We start from the raw sequence: 13,868 nt of genomic DNA, 5'->3' as shown, positions 1-13,868 counted from the left end.
TAAGGATGTCCTAAACGTTAAAACCAAGGCTCAGTGGCAACGACGCATACTCGTCACCGGTCAGCATCTGATCGCCAGCGACAGGCAGGAGGATCGCGTGAGCACCGTCAGGATAACGGAACATAGGGTCTTGCGCTCTGTGACCCAGCTGCCGGAGAAGAGCATGGCGATAAGCCAGTAGCGCTCCAATTACTTCCTGGTCCTTGTTGATAATCTGATTGGCCCATTCGCGAAGTTCGGGATGAGACCGGCCGCGCGCAGAGGATTCCTGATTAGTAATGGCGCTCAGTTCCGAAGCCAGTCCCTGCCGCAATTCCTCCTGAGCGCGTCCCCGCTCCTTCTTCAGATCCTCGATACGCTTCGATGAGGCTTTCAACTTTCGATCCAGTTCAGCATAGACCGGGTGGGGATCATGCATGGCGTAGGCTACGAGGAGGCCGATAATATAGGCCACGATGTTGCCGAGCAGCATGAAGAAAATGCCGCCGAACATTGAGGGAGCCGCAACGCCCAGGATCGAAGCGTTTACGATATATTCCCGCAGATAATAATAGCGGGAAGCGCCAACCATCAGCAGGGCGATAGTCAGCAGAATTCCGCCAATTACCAGCCTTCTGATCGCATCATTACGGCGATTTTCGAAATTGCCTTCGGCACTTTCCTGGGGACGGAACAAAAAGGCCCATTGCCTGAAGACAACGCCATGGAAATGGGCGGCAAAGCCCACTGCAAGGCCGACAGCCATGGTCGCCCCGGTAGCAAGGAACGGGCTGGTGATATATGGTACCTTCATGAAGCTTTCGAAATTTATGAAAGCCTCAAGCAAAACAATGCCCAATAGGCAAAGAACATAGATCCAGGATTTCGTCCGCACAGGCTCGCGACCGAGCCTGCTGTGGAGAATCCGGTATGATTCGTGCGTGCGAGAATGGTCCGCGATCTGCACTTTGTGCTTGTCGGCGAAGTTCTCCACCTGCTTGATGGCCGCGTCGATTGACTTTTGCTGTGCGAAATCCCGGCGATTCTCGAGATAGACGCCTTCGACTCCCCCGTTCGCCTTTGAATCGGACTCGAACGCATTCTTCATTTCAGAGATTGCTGCAACCCGAAGAGAGGCGACATTCTTGGAAAACCAAGATGCCATTCCCTGCGTCAAAAGGCCCGGTTGGCGCGCATCATAAAGCTGGCGCGCGCCGGTCAGAACCACCGATTGCGAGCCAGCCTCATTGGGAACACCTTCAAGTAATGCGGCTGTAAGCGCGCCCCGCTCAGACAGATCAAGCTGCGCATATGCAGATACGGATTTCATTTACCCCCCGTTTTGCCTGAAAGACCAAAAACCTCGACGATCTCACGCCCCACCGTGAGATTGGCATATAATAACTACGCCATGACCGATTAAGTTCTGTCGAGAAACTGTCAACCCTTGAAATTTCCATATCGGACTAATGACTTAGGCTCAAAATTTCTCTCACGAAGGGGCATTTTCTATCGTCATCTAGATTGCGAAAGCCATGTTTTTTACTCAAATACCGTCCTGGCGCACACAGCGGCGAATATTTATGGATTTTCGCTGGCGTTCTTCCAGACGATCTGCAGCAGGATTTTATTTTTCACTGTCCAGACCCTTGCAGGTCGCTCGGCCTCGGATCTCATCTCGACTGCCGATCGGCAGCTTCCACGCTCTGGCCCGTTGAACATGCTGGCTCCCTCCCATCACGCGCCCACTTCGAAGAGCTTCGATGCTGAACAGAAATGGCCCAATCGGGTGGCCCAGGCTGAATAAGGGGGCCTTGCAGGCTTCCTCGGATCGTGCATCACCTGTGCGCTCAATTTCCCGCTTCCTCTATCCGGGTTTTTCCCGGCCCTGGTCGGGCTATGCTGATGAGGTCCGTACCCAAGTCTCGATCATCACGCTCCCGGCGCAACCCCTGGGTCAATAGATGCGCGACACCTTTGAGAGGTGACGAGGAGGAGGCTTTTCATGGCCAAAACAAGTCTTTGATTGCTGATCGGGAACGTCTTAAAATTGAGTGAAATTGGCGGATTTTCGAAGCGGAGGATAAGTCGGATTATTCCGTCGGGCGAAGCCCATCCAACCCTTCCCAGCCGTGCAGCCACCTATTCCCGCCACGAAGGGTGGACCGACCGCTTTCCCGTTCCGCGACACAGTCCGCAGCAGCGTCGAGAATGCTCACCCCAATGTAAGCGCTAAAACACTCCCACAGGGGAGCGCTCAGGCGGCCTGATCGATGACGGGGCTGGCGGTGGCGCGACTATCTACCCAGTTGTAGGGGAGCAGATCATCGATGGGATCTGTGTCGCCGCACAGGACGATGCGTGCGAGGACATCGGCGAGGTAGGCCTGCGGGTTGATACCGCCCAGTTTGCATGTTTCGATGAGGCTGGCGAAGGTTGCCCAGTTTTCAGCCCCCAGGTCATGGCCTGTGAACAGGGCATTTTTCCGCTGGAGGGTAATTGGCCTGATTGAGCGCTCGACGGTATTGTTATCCAGCTCGATCCGTCCATCCTCAAGGAAGCGGACGAGGCCCTTCCAGTGGTTGAGTGTGTAACCGATGGCCTCGGCTGTATGGGAGCCGCGGGGTAGTTTGGGCAGCATTTCCTTGAGCCATGGCAGCATGTCCGCGATGATCGGAGCGGATTCAGCCTGGCGTACCGTCAGTCTGTGTTCGGGGCTGGAGCCTCGGATACGAGCCTCGATCTTGTAGAGCCCGGCGATCCGCCGCAGGGCCTCATCGGCGACCGGTGCGTTGCCGCCCTTGGCATCGTCGAAGTAGCCCCTCCTGACATGTGCCCAGCAGAAGGCGAGCGTTCCGGGACCGGCCCTTCGGTCCAGCGCCTCGATATGCTTGTACGCGCCATAGCCGTCGCACTGGACGATGCCGGTGAAGTCCCCGAGCAGCTTTTCCGCCCAGACTTTCCCGCGACCTGGCATGTAGGTGTAGGCGACAGCCGGTGGATCGGTGCCGCCATGCGCTCCATCATCACGAGCGATCGCCCAGAGATATCCTGTCTTCACCTTGCCAGTGCCGGGAGCCAGGACCTTCGCGGTGGTCTCATCCACGAACAGCCTCGCGCCCGACAGGAGGTCGGCCCTCATCCGGCTGGTCAGGCGGCCGAGCCAGGCGGCGGCTCTGCCTGCCCAGTTACACATTGTCCCCCTGTCGATCTCGATACCCTGGCGCCGCAGTGCCTGTGCCTGCCGGTAGAAGGGAGTGTGATCGGCATATTTCTTGACGAGAACATCGGCGATCAGCGCCTCGGTGGGCAGGCCGCCTGGCACTACATGCTTGGGCGCAGGCGCCTGGAACACGCCATCGCTGCATGCCCGGCACGCCATTTTCGGACGGGACGTCACGATGACGCGATACTGGACAGGGATGACATCGAGCCGGCTTGATATGTCGCTGTCGATGCAGTGCAGCACGCCTCCGCAGCAGGGGCATTCCGTCTCGTCAGGGAGGATCACTTCCTCGACACGGGCCAGATGTGCCGGCAGCGACGCCCGCGCTGTCCCGGGCTCCCTTCGCGCCCGTTCCTTCTTTTGTCCTGCGGCAGCCGCTGCCTGCTCGGCCAAAGCCTCCAGTTCAGCGCGGGCGACATCGAGATCGTCGAGGCCCAGCGCCAACTGATCTTCGTTCAGTTTCTCCGACCGTTTTCCGAATGTCGTCCGGGTAATCTGGTCAATGATATGCTGCATCCGAGCTTCACGCTCGAGGCCGGCCAGGACCATCGCCTTGAGGATGGCGACATCGTCAGGAAGGTCGGCTGCCGTGGCGGACATGCCCTATTTCTGGCAGTTTCCGGGCAGTCCGCAATGGCATTTCGATCAGGGGAATCAGGCTTGCGACCTATCGCGTCGTCACCGGAACCTGAGCGCGCGGCGTGTGCATTTTCGACCATTGCAGCCCTTCGAACAAGGCTGACGCCTGTGATGCCGACAGCCGCATCACGCCATCCTGCGCCCGTGGCCAATGGAAGGCCCCCGTCTGCAAGACTTTGCTCACGAGCACCAGGCCGCTGCCATCCCAGACCAGGAGCTTGATCCTGTTCGCCCGCTTGGAGCGGAAGATGAAGACCACCCCCGAGAAGGGCTTGAGTCCGAGTTCATGCTCGACCAGCGCCGCCAGGCTGACGGCCACTTTCCTGAAGTCGACCGGCTTTGTCGCCACCATCACCTTGAGCGGCCCTGGCGGGATGATCATCCCGACCGGCTCACCGCGGCAAGCACACGGGCGATATGATCCTCGCTCGCCCCTGGCGGCACATGGATCGCCAGCCTTGCCGTGCGGATCACGATCTCATCGCCTCCACCATCAGCCGGGCCGGAGCCGCCCGCATCTTCTACCACCGCCGGGACGAAGCCCAGCTTTTTGCTGGCCAGGCGCTTGCCTGGAATGCTGTCATGCCGCCACGCATAAAGCTGCTGCGGCAGTAACCCATGCGTCCGTGCGATTTCTGCGATGTTGGCGCCGGGCTCAAAACTCGACGCTATGATCCGGGCCTTGGCCTCGGCCGACCAGCGGCGACGCGAAGGTCCCGCTGGAATGACATCCATACGCGAGGGCCGCTGGCCCTCCTGCCTTTCGAAACCTGTTTCGAATGTTCTTACATCATCAGCCACTACGATACCCCTCGGATGAGGGGCAAAACATAGACAGATCAGCAGCTACGAAAATGTGGGGAGGTTTTGGCGCTTACACCCCAATATCGGTCCAAGCCAGTCAAGAGCCAGAATCCACTCACGTCTGGTGGATATCCGCGGGGCTCAGACCAGTCACGGAATACTCAGGCGATTTCGATGACCTCGGATCGGTAGTGACCGTGTCGGGCGGTGACGTTGTACGTGCGCGGATCGCCTAAAAAATGGATCTCATCCCATTAGAAGCGCGCGGCGAGACCGCTCTCTTCTCACTCGTAGGATATCGCTACTCATCGCGAGATGCGGAGGAGAACTACTTTGCCTAATTCGGAGCAATATTGAAATGATAACAAATTCTCGTCAAATTGGTGAGAGTATAACGCATCGCACGCAGGGCTTCGCGTGTCTGCTCAGGCGCGATTGGGTTTGAGGCGCCGTTCAACGCTGGGGCGAGAAGGGATTAAACTTGCCGATCGAGATTGTTCATACCTACTTGGTTCACCCGAATAAGAATCAGCCTGAACCTACAGCCATTGTCGGAAGCCCGGTTCCACATGAAGGCGAAATGTTTGACCTCATGAAGAGCGTTTACGAGAAAGCCGATTCCGAATGCAACATCGGCATCGGTTTCAAGAAGGACGCCGCCGGCGGTCAGGCCAATGCGCGGCGTGACATGCTCACGGCTTACGCTGCGACACCTAGCGTGGACCTTGGCCGTAGTCTCGCGGAGCAATTGGGGTTGGTTACGACTCGTCGGTCAGGCCTAGGCCTGCTCTTCCTGATCAAGGGCAAGGAGGGCACTGACCACAAGGTGGTGATTTCGCGGTTCCGCGCTAACAATGGCGTGCTCGTGAACGAAGCGGCTGACATGTTGACCGTTGAGTTCATCGATCGCGTGTTCATGAAAAACGCGCACTCATACAAGGCTGTGGTTTACAAGCATGCTTCGCTTCAGGGCGGTTTCTGGACCGGCATGGCTGTCGATAAGCAAATCAACAGCCAGGATTTCGAATCCTCGGATTACTGGGTGAGGGACTTCCTATTGTCCGACTTCATCACCAGTCCTGCGTTTGGCACCCGGCGTCTGGCGGTTGCCCTGAAAAAAGCGATCAGGACCACCGATGATCTCGAGGTCAAACAGCAGATTACCGCGGCGGCTACCCTCGCCAGCGGCCTTGGATCGGAATCGATTAGCGTCGATGGGTTTTGCAACAAGTTTGGTTTTACGCCGAACACGAAGGCAGCCGTGATCGGGCAACTGGATCGCGCCGATCTTGCCGCCGACAACTTCCTTTTTAACGCGGAGGAGTTCAAGAAGCAGCTGCCTCTCCGGACCGTGAAACTCGACAACGGTGCGATGCTGACAGCCGACGCGGGGGCGTTCGATGACGTATTCGAGCACGAAGCCCAGGCGGACGGCGGCAAGATCAAGTTCAGCACCGTGGGAGCCGTTGTGAGTGAGAAGCTGGAGAAGGGCCGATGACACTTGAAGGCCAATATCGCTATCGTCACGATCAGGTATTGCTTCCAATCGCGAACAAACTGGAAGCATTCCTGAAGGACATCCTTTCGGACCAACCCCGCATTGATCGCATCACGACGAGGCCGAAATCGATCGACAGGTTTATGGGTAAGGCAAGGGCCGTGACGCGCGAAGGCGTGCCCAAGTACGAAGAGCCTCTGCACCAGATCCAGGATCAGGTAGGTGCGCGCATCATCACGTTCTACAAGGACGACGTGGAACAGATTTCCAACGAGGTGCAGCGCTATTTCCACGCCATCGAGTCGAAAGAAATGCTTCCCGAGAATGATTGGGAGTTTGGCTATTTCGGCAATCATCACGTGTTGGCGTTTCCGCCTGACCTGATCGATCCAGCTTACGATCAGGCAAACGTGCCGTTCTGTTTCGAGCTACAGATCAAGACCCTGTTCCAACACGCCTGGTCGGAAGCCAACCACGACCTCGGCTACAAGCCGGGCCATCAACCACTTGAGCGCGACGATCTTCGTCAATTGGCCTACACGTCTGCGCAGGCATGGGGCGCCGATCGTGTATTCAACGAGCTGTTCCAGAAAAGGCATGCAGACTAGTGCGGGGCCATGCTTTACCTATCCGGCGGTGCGATCGGGCGTATTCGGGGCTTAGCGAATGCTCGCGTTGACCCTCGCGGCTAGAGGTGCTGGCCGGATGCGGCGCGGTCGGGTGCTATGTGACCATTCGGCGGGCCAACTCGCATGCCAACGCCATGAGCTCGATCTCTGGCTCTGTTGGTGCGGCTACGCCTTGTGCCTGGTCGAAGCGATTTGGCCGTCGTCGAGACATTTGGCACAGGTCGGGGCGCGGATTAACAAAGAGCGGACCTCGTCTGGAATCGACGTCGCTGAGCTCCGAAGCTGTCATTCGGCTAAGTCCCAGGAGTCGCCTATCCGATTTTCTCACTCGAGAGAGCGTAGCCTTAAGCGTCAACGATATAATTGAATTGCTGGATCGTGCGCGGACAAGCGCTAATGGTGCGCTCATGCGTAAACTGATCCTGACCGCCACTCTCATCTCGATGACTTCGCCCGCTCTCGCCTGGGGACCGATCGGCCACCGGGTGACCGGGGCGATCGCCGATCGGAACCTGAGCGGCCTGGCCCGCGCCAATGTCCAGCTTCTCCTTGGCGAGGAGGATCTGGCACAGGCGGCGACCTGGCCCGACGACATGAAATCCGACCCTGCCGATTTCTGGCAGAAGCAGGCCAGCCCCTGGCACTATGTGACCGTGCGCGAGGGCGACGCCTATGCAAATGCCGACGCGCCGCCCGAAGGCGACGCGATGACGGGGCTCGCTCGCTTCACCGCAACCCTGCGTGATCCTAAAGCTTCGATCGACGACAAGCGCCTGGCCCTGCGCTTCATCGTCCATATCATCGGCGATCTTCACCAGCCGCTCCATGCCGGCGGCGGCAATGACCGGGGCGGCAATGACGTGAAGGTGACCTGGTTCGGCCGCTCAACCAATCTCCATTCGGTCTGGGACAGCGCGATGATCGAGCAGCGATCGCTATCCTATTCCGAACTTGCCGACTGGCTGGCCCGATCGATCACGCCGCGCGAGATCATTGCCTGGAATGATCGCGATCCCGGCACCTGGATCCGCGAGAGCATCGCACTGCGCAAGACCATCTATCCCACCGATACCAACCTGTCCTGGGACTATGCCTATCAGCACCGTCTCGAGCTTAATGATCGGCTGAAGCGCGGCGGCATTCGCATCGCCGCCTATCTCAACTGGGTGTTCGAAAATCCTCAGGACCAGAACGGGGCCGAGGCCGGATCCGCGCGCAAGCCTGCAAGGCGCAAATGACATGTCACGCGGCACGCGGCACGAACTCATCGGCATCCTGCTTGGCGATGGTCCTTTCCCCGTGCTGCGTGTCGCCGATGGCGGGAAATGGCGGCTCGATTGCCCCAGATCCTGCCGGCATCTTCTTGGCGAAAAGGTCCGGGTCGTAGGAACAAGGTCCGATTTCGACATGCTCGATGTCGAGCGGATCGAGCCGGCCTGAGCTGCATGGGCGGCCCGCCGCCTATCAGCGAAAATCCCGTGTCTTCACCTTGATGCCCTCTGTCGGCTGTCCCGGAATGATGCCGGAGCCCAGGCGCAGATCGGGATCGTAAAGGTCGCGGGGGCCGCGCCTGAGCGGCCGGTTCGCTGCATCGCGCGGATCGGGGGCCATGGCGCTTCGCGCGATATCGGCGCGACTGACCTGATAGATGCTGGCGACATCCTCTCGCCGCCCAACGCTGGCGAGGAGAGGGGAGAGATCGTCGAGCCGCTGGGCGATAAGATGGAGGACCTCGCCTTCCTTCTGGACCTGGCCGCGCACGCCCATCATCGAAGCGCCGAGCACCACGCGCCGATGTTTCTCGAAGAGACTGGGCCAGACGACGAGATTGGCGACATCGGTCTCATCCTCAAGCGTGATGAACATGGTGCCCTTGGCGGAGCCCGGCTTTTGGCGCAGGAGGACGAGGCCGGCGAGATTGACCCATCGCCCGTCGCGAATATCCCTCAGTGCCGCGCAGGTCACCATCTTGCGGCGGGCGAGTTCGTCGCGCAGGAAGGCGAGCGGATGGGCGCGCAGCGAGAGCCCGATCGCGCGATAATCCTCCACCACTTCCTCGCCTTCGCCCATCTGGGGCAAGATCACGTCCGGTTCGATCGCCTCGGGGCGGAGCTTGCCTGCCCGCGCGTCCGCTGCGGCAAAGAGCGGCAAGGCCTCTTCGCCAAGACCCTTCACCTCCCAGAGGCCGGCGCGGCGTGAGAGCGCCAGCGAACCAAAGCCACCGGCATGGCCGATCCGGTCGAGCGCGCGACCGCTGACGCCGGCGCGGCGCTGGATCTCCTCGACGCTGGCATAGGGTTCATGACCGCGGGCGAGGACGATGGCGGCGCCGTCTGCATTTTTTAGTTCGCGCGCATAGCGCAGTCCGATCCGCACGGCATGATAGCGGCCTTTGGTCGGCTCGAGCGTACAGTCCCAGCGGCTGTGATTGACGTCGATCGGGCGGACCTCGACCCCATGCTGGCGCGCATCCCGCACGATCTGGGCGGGCGCATAAAAGCCCATGGGCTGGGCGTTGAGGAGCGCTGCGCAGAAGACATCGGGATGATGGCATTTCATCCAGGACGAGGCATAGGCGATGAGCGCAAAGGAGGCGGCATGGCTTTCGGGGAAACCGTAGGAGCCAAAGCCCTCGATCTGCTTGAAGGTCTGTTCGGCAAAGTCGCGCTGGTAGCCGCGCGCGATCATGCCGTTGATGAGCTTGTCGCGGAAATGGGAAACCCCGCCGGTCAGCTTGAAGGTCGCCATCGCCCGGCGCAGCAGATCGGCCTCCGACGGCGTGAATCCCGCGCATTCGATCGCGACGCGCATCGCCTGCTCCTGGAAGAGGGGGACGCCCAGGGTCTTTTCCAGCACCCGGCGCAGTTCCTGCGTCGGATAGCTGATCGCTTCCTTGCCCTCGCGGCGGCGCAGGTAAGGATGGACCATATCGCCTTGGATCGGGCCCGGGCGCACGATCGCGACCTCGACCACCAGGTCATAGAATTTGGTGGGCTTGATCCGCGGCAGCATCGCCATCTGCGCCCGGCTCTCGATCTGGAAGACGCCCAGCGTATCGGCCTTGCGGATCATCGCAAAGGTGTCCGGATCATCATGAGGAATGGAGGCCAGGTCCATTATGATCCCCTTGTCATCCTCGAGGAGAGCGAAGGCGCGGCGCATGCAGCCCAGCATGCCAAGGCCCAGCACATCGACCTTCATGAAGCCGAGCGCGTCGATATCATCCTTGTCCCATTCGATGATCTGGCGATCGGGCATGGCGGCGGGTTCGATCGGGACCAGTTCGTCGAGGCGCCCCAGGGTCAGCACGAAACCGCCGGGATGCTGGGATGTGTGCCGCGGCGTATTGATGAGGGTGCGGGCAAGCTCGAGCGTCAGCGCCAGGCGCTTGTCGCTCGTGTCGAGATTGAGCTCCTGCGCATGTCTGGCCTCGACGCCGTCGCGCGCCCAGCCCCAGACCTGGCTTGAAAGCCCTGACAGCATGTCTTCGCTAAGGCCCAGCGCCTTGCCTACCTCGCGCACCGCGCCGCGGGCGCGAAAGCGGGAGATGACGGCGGTCAGCGCCGAACGCTCGCGGCCATAGGTCTCATAGATCCACTGGATCACTTCCTCGCGCCGCTCATGCTCGAAATCGACGTCGATGTCCGGCGGCTCGCGCCGCTCGGCCGACACGAAGCGCTCGAAGAGCAGCTCGGATTTGACCGGATCGATCGAGGTGATGCCGAGCACAAAGCAGACCGCCGAATTGGCGGCGCTGCCGCGCCCCTGGCAGAGAATATCCCTCGATCGGGCAAACTGGACGATCGAATGGACGGTGAGGAAATAGGGCGCATAGGCAAGATCGCCGATCAGCCGAAGCTCATGGGCGAGCTGTTCGCGGACATTGTCGGGAACCCCATGAGGATAGCGGCTCGGCGCCTTTGTCCAGGTCAGGCGCTCGAGTTCCTGCTGCGGGGTAAGGCCGCTTTCCCCGATCTCGTCGGGATAGGTATAAGTGAGCTGACCAAGGTCAAAGCGGCAGGCCCGCGCGATCTCGACGCTGCGGCGGAGCGGCGTCAGGTCGCCAAGATAGCGGGTGAAGAGCCGCTCCATTTCCGCGACGGACTTGAGATGCCGGTCGGCAAAACGCTCGCGGCGCTGGCCCAGCGTGTCGACCGTGCATTTTTCGCGAATGCAGCTCACCACATCCTGCAGCAGCCGTCGCTCGGGCGCATGGTAGAGAATGTCGCCGGTGGCGACGGTCTGCACCCCGGCGCGCGCGGCGAGGCGGGCAAGATCGCGCAGCCGGATCGCATCGCGGGGCCGGCGCCGGATCGAAAGGGCGAGATAGGCGCGGGAGCCGAAGATGGCAGCAAGCCGGTCGAGCGCCTCCTCGCACGCCGCATCGGCGCGGTCGGGCACCAATATGCCGATCATTCCTTCCCCCCAGTCCGCCACGTCCGACCAGTCGAGATGGCAGCTGCCCTTGCCGCCACGGGCCTTGCCGATGCTCAAAAGCCGGCAGAGCCGCGAATAGGCCTCGCGGTCCGTGGGATAGACGAGCAGAGAGGCGCCGCAGACAAGGTCCAGCCGGCAGCCGATGATCGCCCGGCAGCCTATGACCTTCTGCGCGTCCCAGGCTCGCACGGCACCAGCCAGACTGTTGCGATCGGTGATGCCAAGGGCTGGCAGGCCCAGCAGCGCGGCGGCCGAGAACAGCTCTTCAGGGCTGGAGGCGCCGCGCAGGAAGGAGAAATGGCTGGTGACCTGCAGCTCGACATAGCGGGCGCCCTCAAGATCGTCCTCGAGATCATGGTCGTGATCATTCTCGGACATCATGCAAAGGCACCATGGATGAACCAGCGCATCGGGCCGGTCGACGCCTGCTCACCATCCCCCATGCGGAACAGCCAGTATCGCGCGCCGCTCACCGTCTCGACCTGGAAATAATCCCGCACGGCATAGGGTGTGTCTGCCTCATGGCCGCCCTCACGCCACCATTCGCCATGCAGGCGCTCTGGCCCATCGGCCTGGGCGATCCGATGGCGCCGCCCCCGCCAGACGAACATGGCAGGCGGATGATCGGGCAGCATCGCCATCACGTCGACAGGCTCTGGCGGGACCAGCATGCGGGCAGGCCGGGGAAGATCATCGGCCCAGCCAGCGCCGCCGGCCGATGACAGCGGCGCGACATGCCCGACTTCGCGTTCGGGCATGCTGCTTGCGCGCGGCGCCGAGCGATAGAGGCTGCGCGCGCCAAAGCGATTGGCGAGCGCATCGACGATCGCGGCGAGATCCGGGCCGCGCTCTTCACCGGCAAGGACGCTCCCGACCTGGGCGGCCGCCATGGGCTGGGTGAGCGACGCGACCAGTGCCATGGCCTCGATCCCCATGCCCGGATCAATCGTCTCGATCTTCTGGGAGAGCAGCTTTGCCAAATGACGCACATCGCGCGAGGGGGAAGCAGTCCCGACCCGCACGGCCTGCCTGGCGCCATCGACCCGCTCGAAATGAAGATCGAGCCGGCGCGCGCCTGTCCCCGCGCGCAGCAGGAGGCGGGCAAGATCGGCGCAGAGGTCGGCGATGACCTGGGCGATGGCATCGGCAGTGCCGATCGGTTCGAGCAGGCTGCGCCGGACGCGCGGCAAGCTGGCGCGATAGATCGGATCGATGGGTTCGGGCACCTGGCCCAAGGCCTGGTCGAGGCGCTTGTAGAGCTGGCGGCCGAATCGCTTGGCGAGCGGCGCACGCGGCGCGGCGATCAGCTGCTCGATGCGCTCGAACCCCATGCGGCGCAGTTCGCTCGCGACGCCCGGCTCGATGCGCAGCGCGGTGACCGGCATGATCGAGAGCGCGGCGCGCGTGGCGCCGGGCTCGATGATGTTCGGCCGTCCTGATGGTACAAACCGTGCCACCGCATGGGCGCAACCGGGCGTGTCGGCGACCGCGACCTGGCAGGCGAGGCCCGAGCCACTGACCCGGCGCATCATGTCCTTGAGGAGTGGCACTTCGCCCTCGAAGAGATGGGCGCAGCCGGTAATGTCGATCCACAGGCCATCAGGTGGATCGGGCGCGACGATCGGAGAATAGCGCTTTCCCGCCCACAGAGCGAGCCGGCGCAGGCCCTCAAGGTCGCCCTCGGGATCGGCATCCACCACGTCCAGCTCCGGCGCCAGCGACCGGGCACGCGTTACCGTCATGCCGCCGGCTATGCCAAGCCGGCGCGCCTCCTCGTCCACGGCCGCGATCAGGCGGCGGCCATGGTCGACATGGGCGGTGACGAGGGGTGCGGCCCCGCCTTCAGGCGGCCTGCCGGCTTTGCGACGGATACGATCCGTCGACCAGCGCGGCAGGAACAGCGAGACAACCCGTCTCATCGCTTCCCTCTACGGTCCAGATTTGGGGTTCGGTGCCGCGCGCGCGCTCAAGCGCCAGCGACCAGCGCGGACGCGCGAGACCGGGAAAGCCCAGCGCCGGGCTGGGCACGGCCCGCACCCGCCAGCGGGTCAGCGCGGCGCTGCCCTCGGCCTGGCTTTCAGGGGGCATGGCGCGGCGAAAGACCATGGCCAGCACGCCCGATTGTTCGGCTGCCAGCTGCAGCCGGCGCGAGGCGGTGAGGGACATTTTCCTCAGTTCCCCGACGACGCCGCCAAGGCCGGGGTGACGCAGGCATTCCTCCATCGCGATGAGGACATTGGTGTCATTGCCCGCTTCCACGAAGATGACCCGATCGGGGAGGAGCCCGGCGAGATGCAGGGCCGGCGAAAACAGGTCGCGCCAATGAAGACACCAGATGATCATGCCCTGCGACCGCGCGAGAATGCCGGCCAGGAAGATGGTGGCGGCCGCATCATCGGCAAGATCCGAGCTTCCGGCCACTTCATGGAGCGCGCCGGTCGCGATGCCGCCGCCCGGCAGATGCTGATCGATAGCCTCTAGGCCGAAGGGAAGGACCGGGTGCCGACCGCCCACGGCTTCCACCTGCGCGATACGCGCACGCAGCTCGTCGAGGATGGCGGTTTTTGACATGGAGGCAGGGACTCGAAAATATGTTCCCCATTTGTTCGCCCCAATCCTGCGCCGGAGTCAATGGCATTTCGTTCTTCATATGTTC

11 protein-coding genes are annotated in these 13,868 nt (G+C 61.7%); 4 read left to right on the top strand and 7 right to left on the bottom strand.

The features are described 5' to 3' along the window. Window positions 1–10: 10 nt before the first annotated feature. The 4 genes from A0U87_RS17160 to A0U87_RS17145 all read right to left on the bottom strand — a co-directional run bounded on the left by A0U87_RS17160 (window position 11) and on the right by A0U87_RS17145 (window position 4,645). Entirely contained in the window at window positions 11–1,309 is a 1,299-nt protein-coding gene (locus A0U87_RS17160) for a hypothetical protein (protein WP_137405799.1), read from the bottom strand. A 927-nt stretch (window positions 1,310–2,236) separates the two neighbouring features. Further along, window positions 2,237–3,805 carry an IS66 family transposase gene (locus A0U87_RS17155; RefSeq protein ID WP_137405798.1) on the bottom strand — a complete coding sequence of 523 codons (1,569 nt, stop codon included), beginning with the start codon at window positions 3,803–3,805 and terminating at the stop codon, window positions 2,237–2,239. A gap of 67 nt (window positions 3,806–3,872) precedes the next feature. After that, a complete protein-coding gene (gene tnpB / locus A0U87_RS17150) occupies window positions 3,873–4,226 on the bottom strand; it encodes an IS66 family insertion sequence element accessory protein TnpB (RefSeq protein ID WP_137405797.1) in 354 nt (117 codons plus the stop codon). Beyond that, a complete protein-coding gene (locus tag A0U87_RS17145) occupies window positions 4,223–4,645 on the bottom strand; it encodes a transposase (RefSeq protein ID WP_125990383.1) in 423 nt (140 codons plus the stop codon). Before A0U87_RS17145 ends, tnpB begins: the two co-directional genes overlap by 4 nt. A 484-nt stretch (window positions 4,646–5,129) precedes the next feature. Between A0U87_RS17145 and A0U87_RS17140 the strand changes: the two genes are divergently transcribed. The 4 genes from A0U87_RS17140 to A0U87_RS17125 all read left to right on the top strand — a co-directional run bounded on the left by A0U87_RS17140 (window position 5,130) and on the right by A0U87_RS17125 (window position 8,215). Further along, window positions 5,130–6,146, top strand: coding sequence for a hypothetical protein (locus A0U87_RS17140; RefSeq protein ID WP_137405796.1), 1,017 nt, complete (start codon window positions 5,130–5,132; stop codon window positions 6,144–6,146). After that, window positions 6,143–6,754, top strand: coding sequence for a RelA/SpoT domain-containing protein (locus A0U87_RS17135; RefSeq protein WP_137405795.1), 612 nt, complete (start codon window positions 6,143–6,145; stop codon window positions 6,752–6,754). Before A0U87_RS17140 ends, A0U87_RS17135 begins: the two co-directional genes overlap by 4 nt. 428 nt (window positions 6,755–7,182) lie before the next feature. Then, window positions 7,183–8,013 (top strand): S1/P1 nuclease, encoded by an 831-nt coding sequence (locus A0U87_RS17130; RefSeq protein WP_137405794.1) that lies wholly within the window; start codon window positions 7,183–7,185, stop codon window positions 8,011–8,013. Window position 8,014: 1 nt separating this feature from the next. Next, a complete protein-coding gene (locus tag A0U87_RS17125) occupies window positions 8,015–8,215 on the top strand; it encodes a DUF5818 domain-containing protein (protein WP_137405793.1) in 201 nt (66 codons plus the stop codon). Between the two features lie 24 nt (window positions 8,216–8,239). On the opposite strand, the gene A0U87_RS17120 is transcribed toward A0U87_RS17125, so the two are convergent. From A0U87_RS17120 to A0U87_RS17110, 3 genes are read right to left on the bottom strand one after another with little or no spacing between them, the layout of a single operon-like run. Further along, window positions 8,240–11,593: an error-prone DNA polymerase gene (locus tag A0U87_RS17120; RefSeq protein WP_137405792.1), complete on the bottom strand. Its 3,354-nt coding sequence runs from the start codon at window positions 11,591–11,593 to the stop codon at window positions 8,240–8,242. Beyond that, complete coding sequence (locus tag A0U87_RS17115; RefSeq protein WP_137405791.1) at window positions 11,590–13,131, bottom strand: DUF6504 family protein; 1,542 nt, start codon at window positions 13,129–13,131, stop codon at window positions 11,590–11,592. Before A0U87_RS17115 ends, A0U87_RS17120 begins: the two co-directional genes overlap by 4 nt. Further along, the gene (locus A0U87_RS17110) at window positions 13,055–13,783 is read right to left on the bottom strand and encodes a damage-inducible mutagenesis protein (RefSeq protein WP_137405790.1); all 729 of its coding nucleotides are present in this window, start codon (window positions 13,781–13,783) and stop codon (window positions 13,055–13,057) included. The genes A0U87_RS17115 and A0U87_RS17110 overlap by 77 nt, the downstream gene beginning before the upstream one ends. Window positions 13,784–13,868: the final 85 nt, after the last annotated feature.

The sequence above is a fragment of the Sphingobium sp. MP9-4 genome (genome assembly GCF_005281675.1).
In the GTDB taxonomy this organism is placed as follows: Bacteria; Pseudomonadota; Alphaproteobacteria; order Sphingomonadales; family Sphingomonadaceae; genus Sphingobium; species Sphingobium yanoikuyae.
This window is presented reverse-complemented; position numbering and strand designations above follow the sequence as displayed.

Bases quoted from the DNA above. Each gene is read 5' to 3' on its own strand.
- A0U87_RS17115 (WP_137405791.1), bottom strand. From the start codon at position 13,131: ATGAGACGGGTTGTCTCGCTGTTCCTGCCGCGCTGGTCGACGGATCGT.
- A0U87_RS17160 (WP_137405799.1), bottom strand. From the start codon at position 1,309: ATGAAATCCGTATCTGCATATGCGCAGCTTGATCTGTCTGAGCGGGGC.
- A0U87_RS17125 (WP_137405793.1), top strand. From the start codon at position 8,015: ATGTCACGCGGCACGCGGCACGAACTCATCGGCATCCTGCTTGGCGAT.
- A0U87_RS17155 (WP_137405798.1), bottom strand. From the start codon at position 3,805: ATGTCCGCCACGGCAGCCGACCTTCCTGACGATGTCGCCATCCTCAAG.
- A0U87_RS17120 (WP_137405792.1), bottom strand. From the start codon at position 11,593: ATGATGTCCGAGAATGATCACGACCATGATCTCGAGGACGATCTTGAG.
- A0U87_RS17110 (WP_137405790.1), bottom strand. From the start codon at position 13,783: ATGTCAAAAACCGCCATCCTCGACGAGCTGCGTGCGCGTATCGCGCAG.
- A0U87_RS17130 (WP_137405794.1), top strand. From the start codon at position 7,183: ATGCGTAAACTGATCCTGACCGCCACTCTCATCTCGATGACTTCGCCC.
- tnpB (WP_137405797.1), bottom strand. From the start codon at position 4,226: ATGATCATCCCGCCAGGGCCGCTCAAGGTGATGGTGGCGACAAAGCCG.
- A0U87_RS17135 (WP_137405795.1), top strand. From the start codon at position 6,143: ATGACACTTGAAGGCCAATATCGCTATCGTCACGATCAGGTATTGCTT.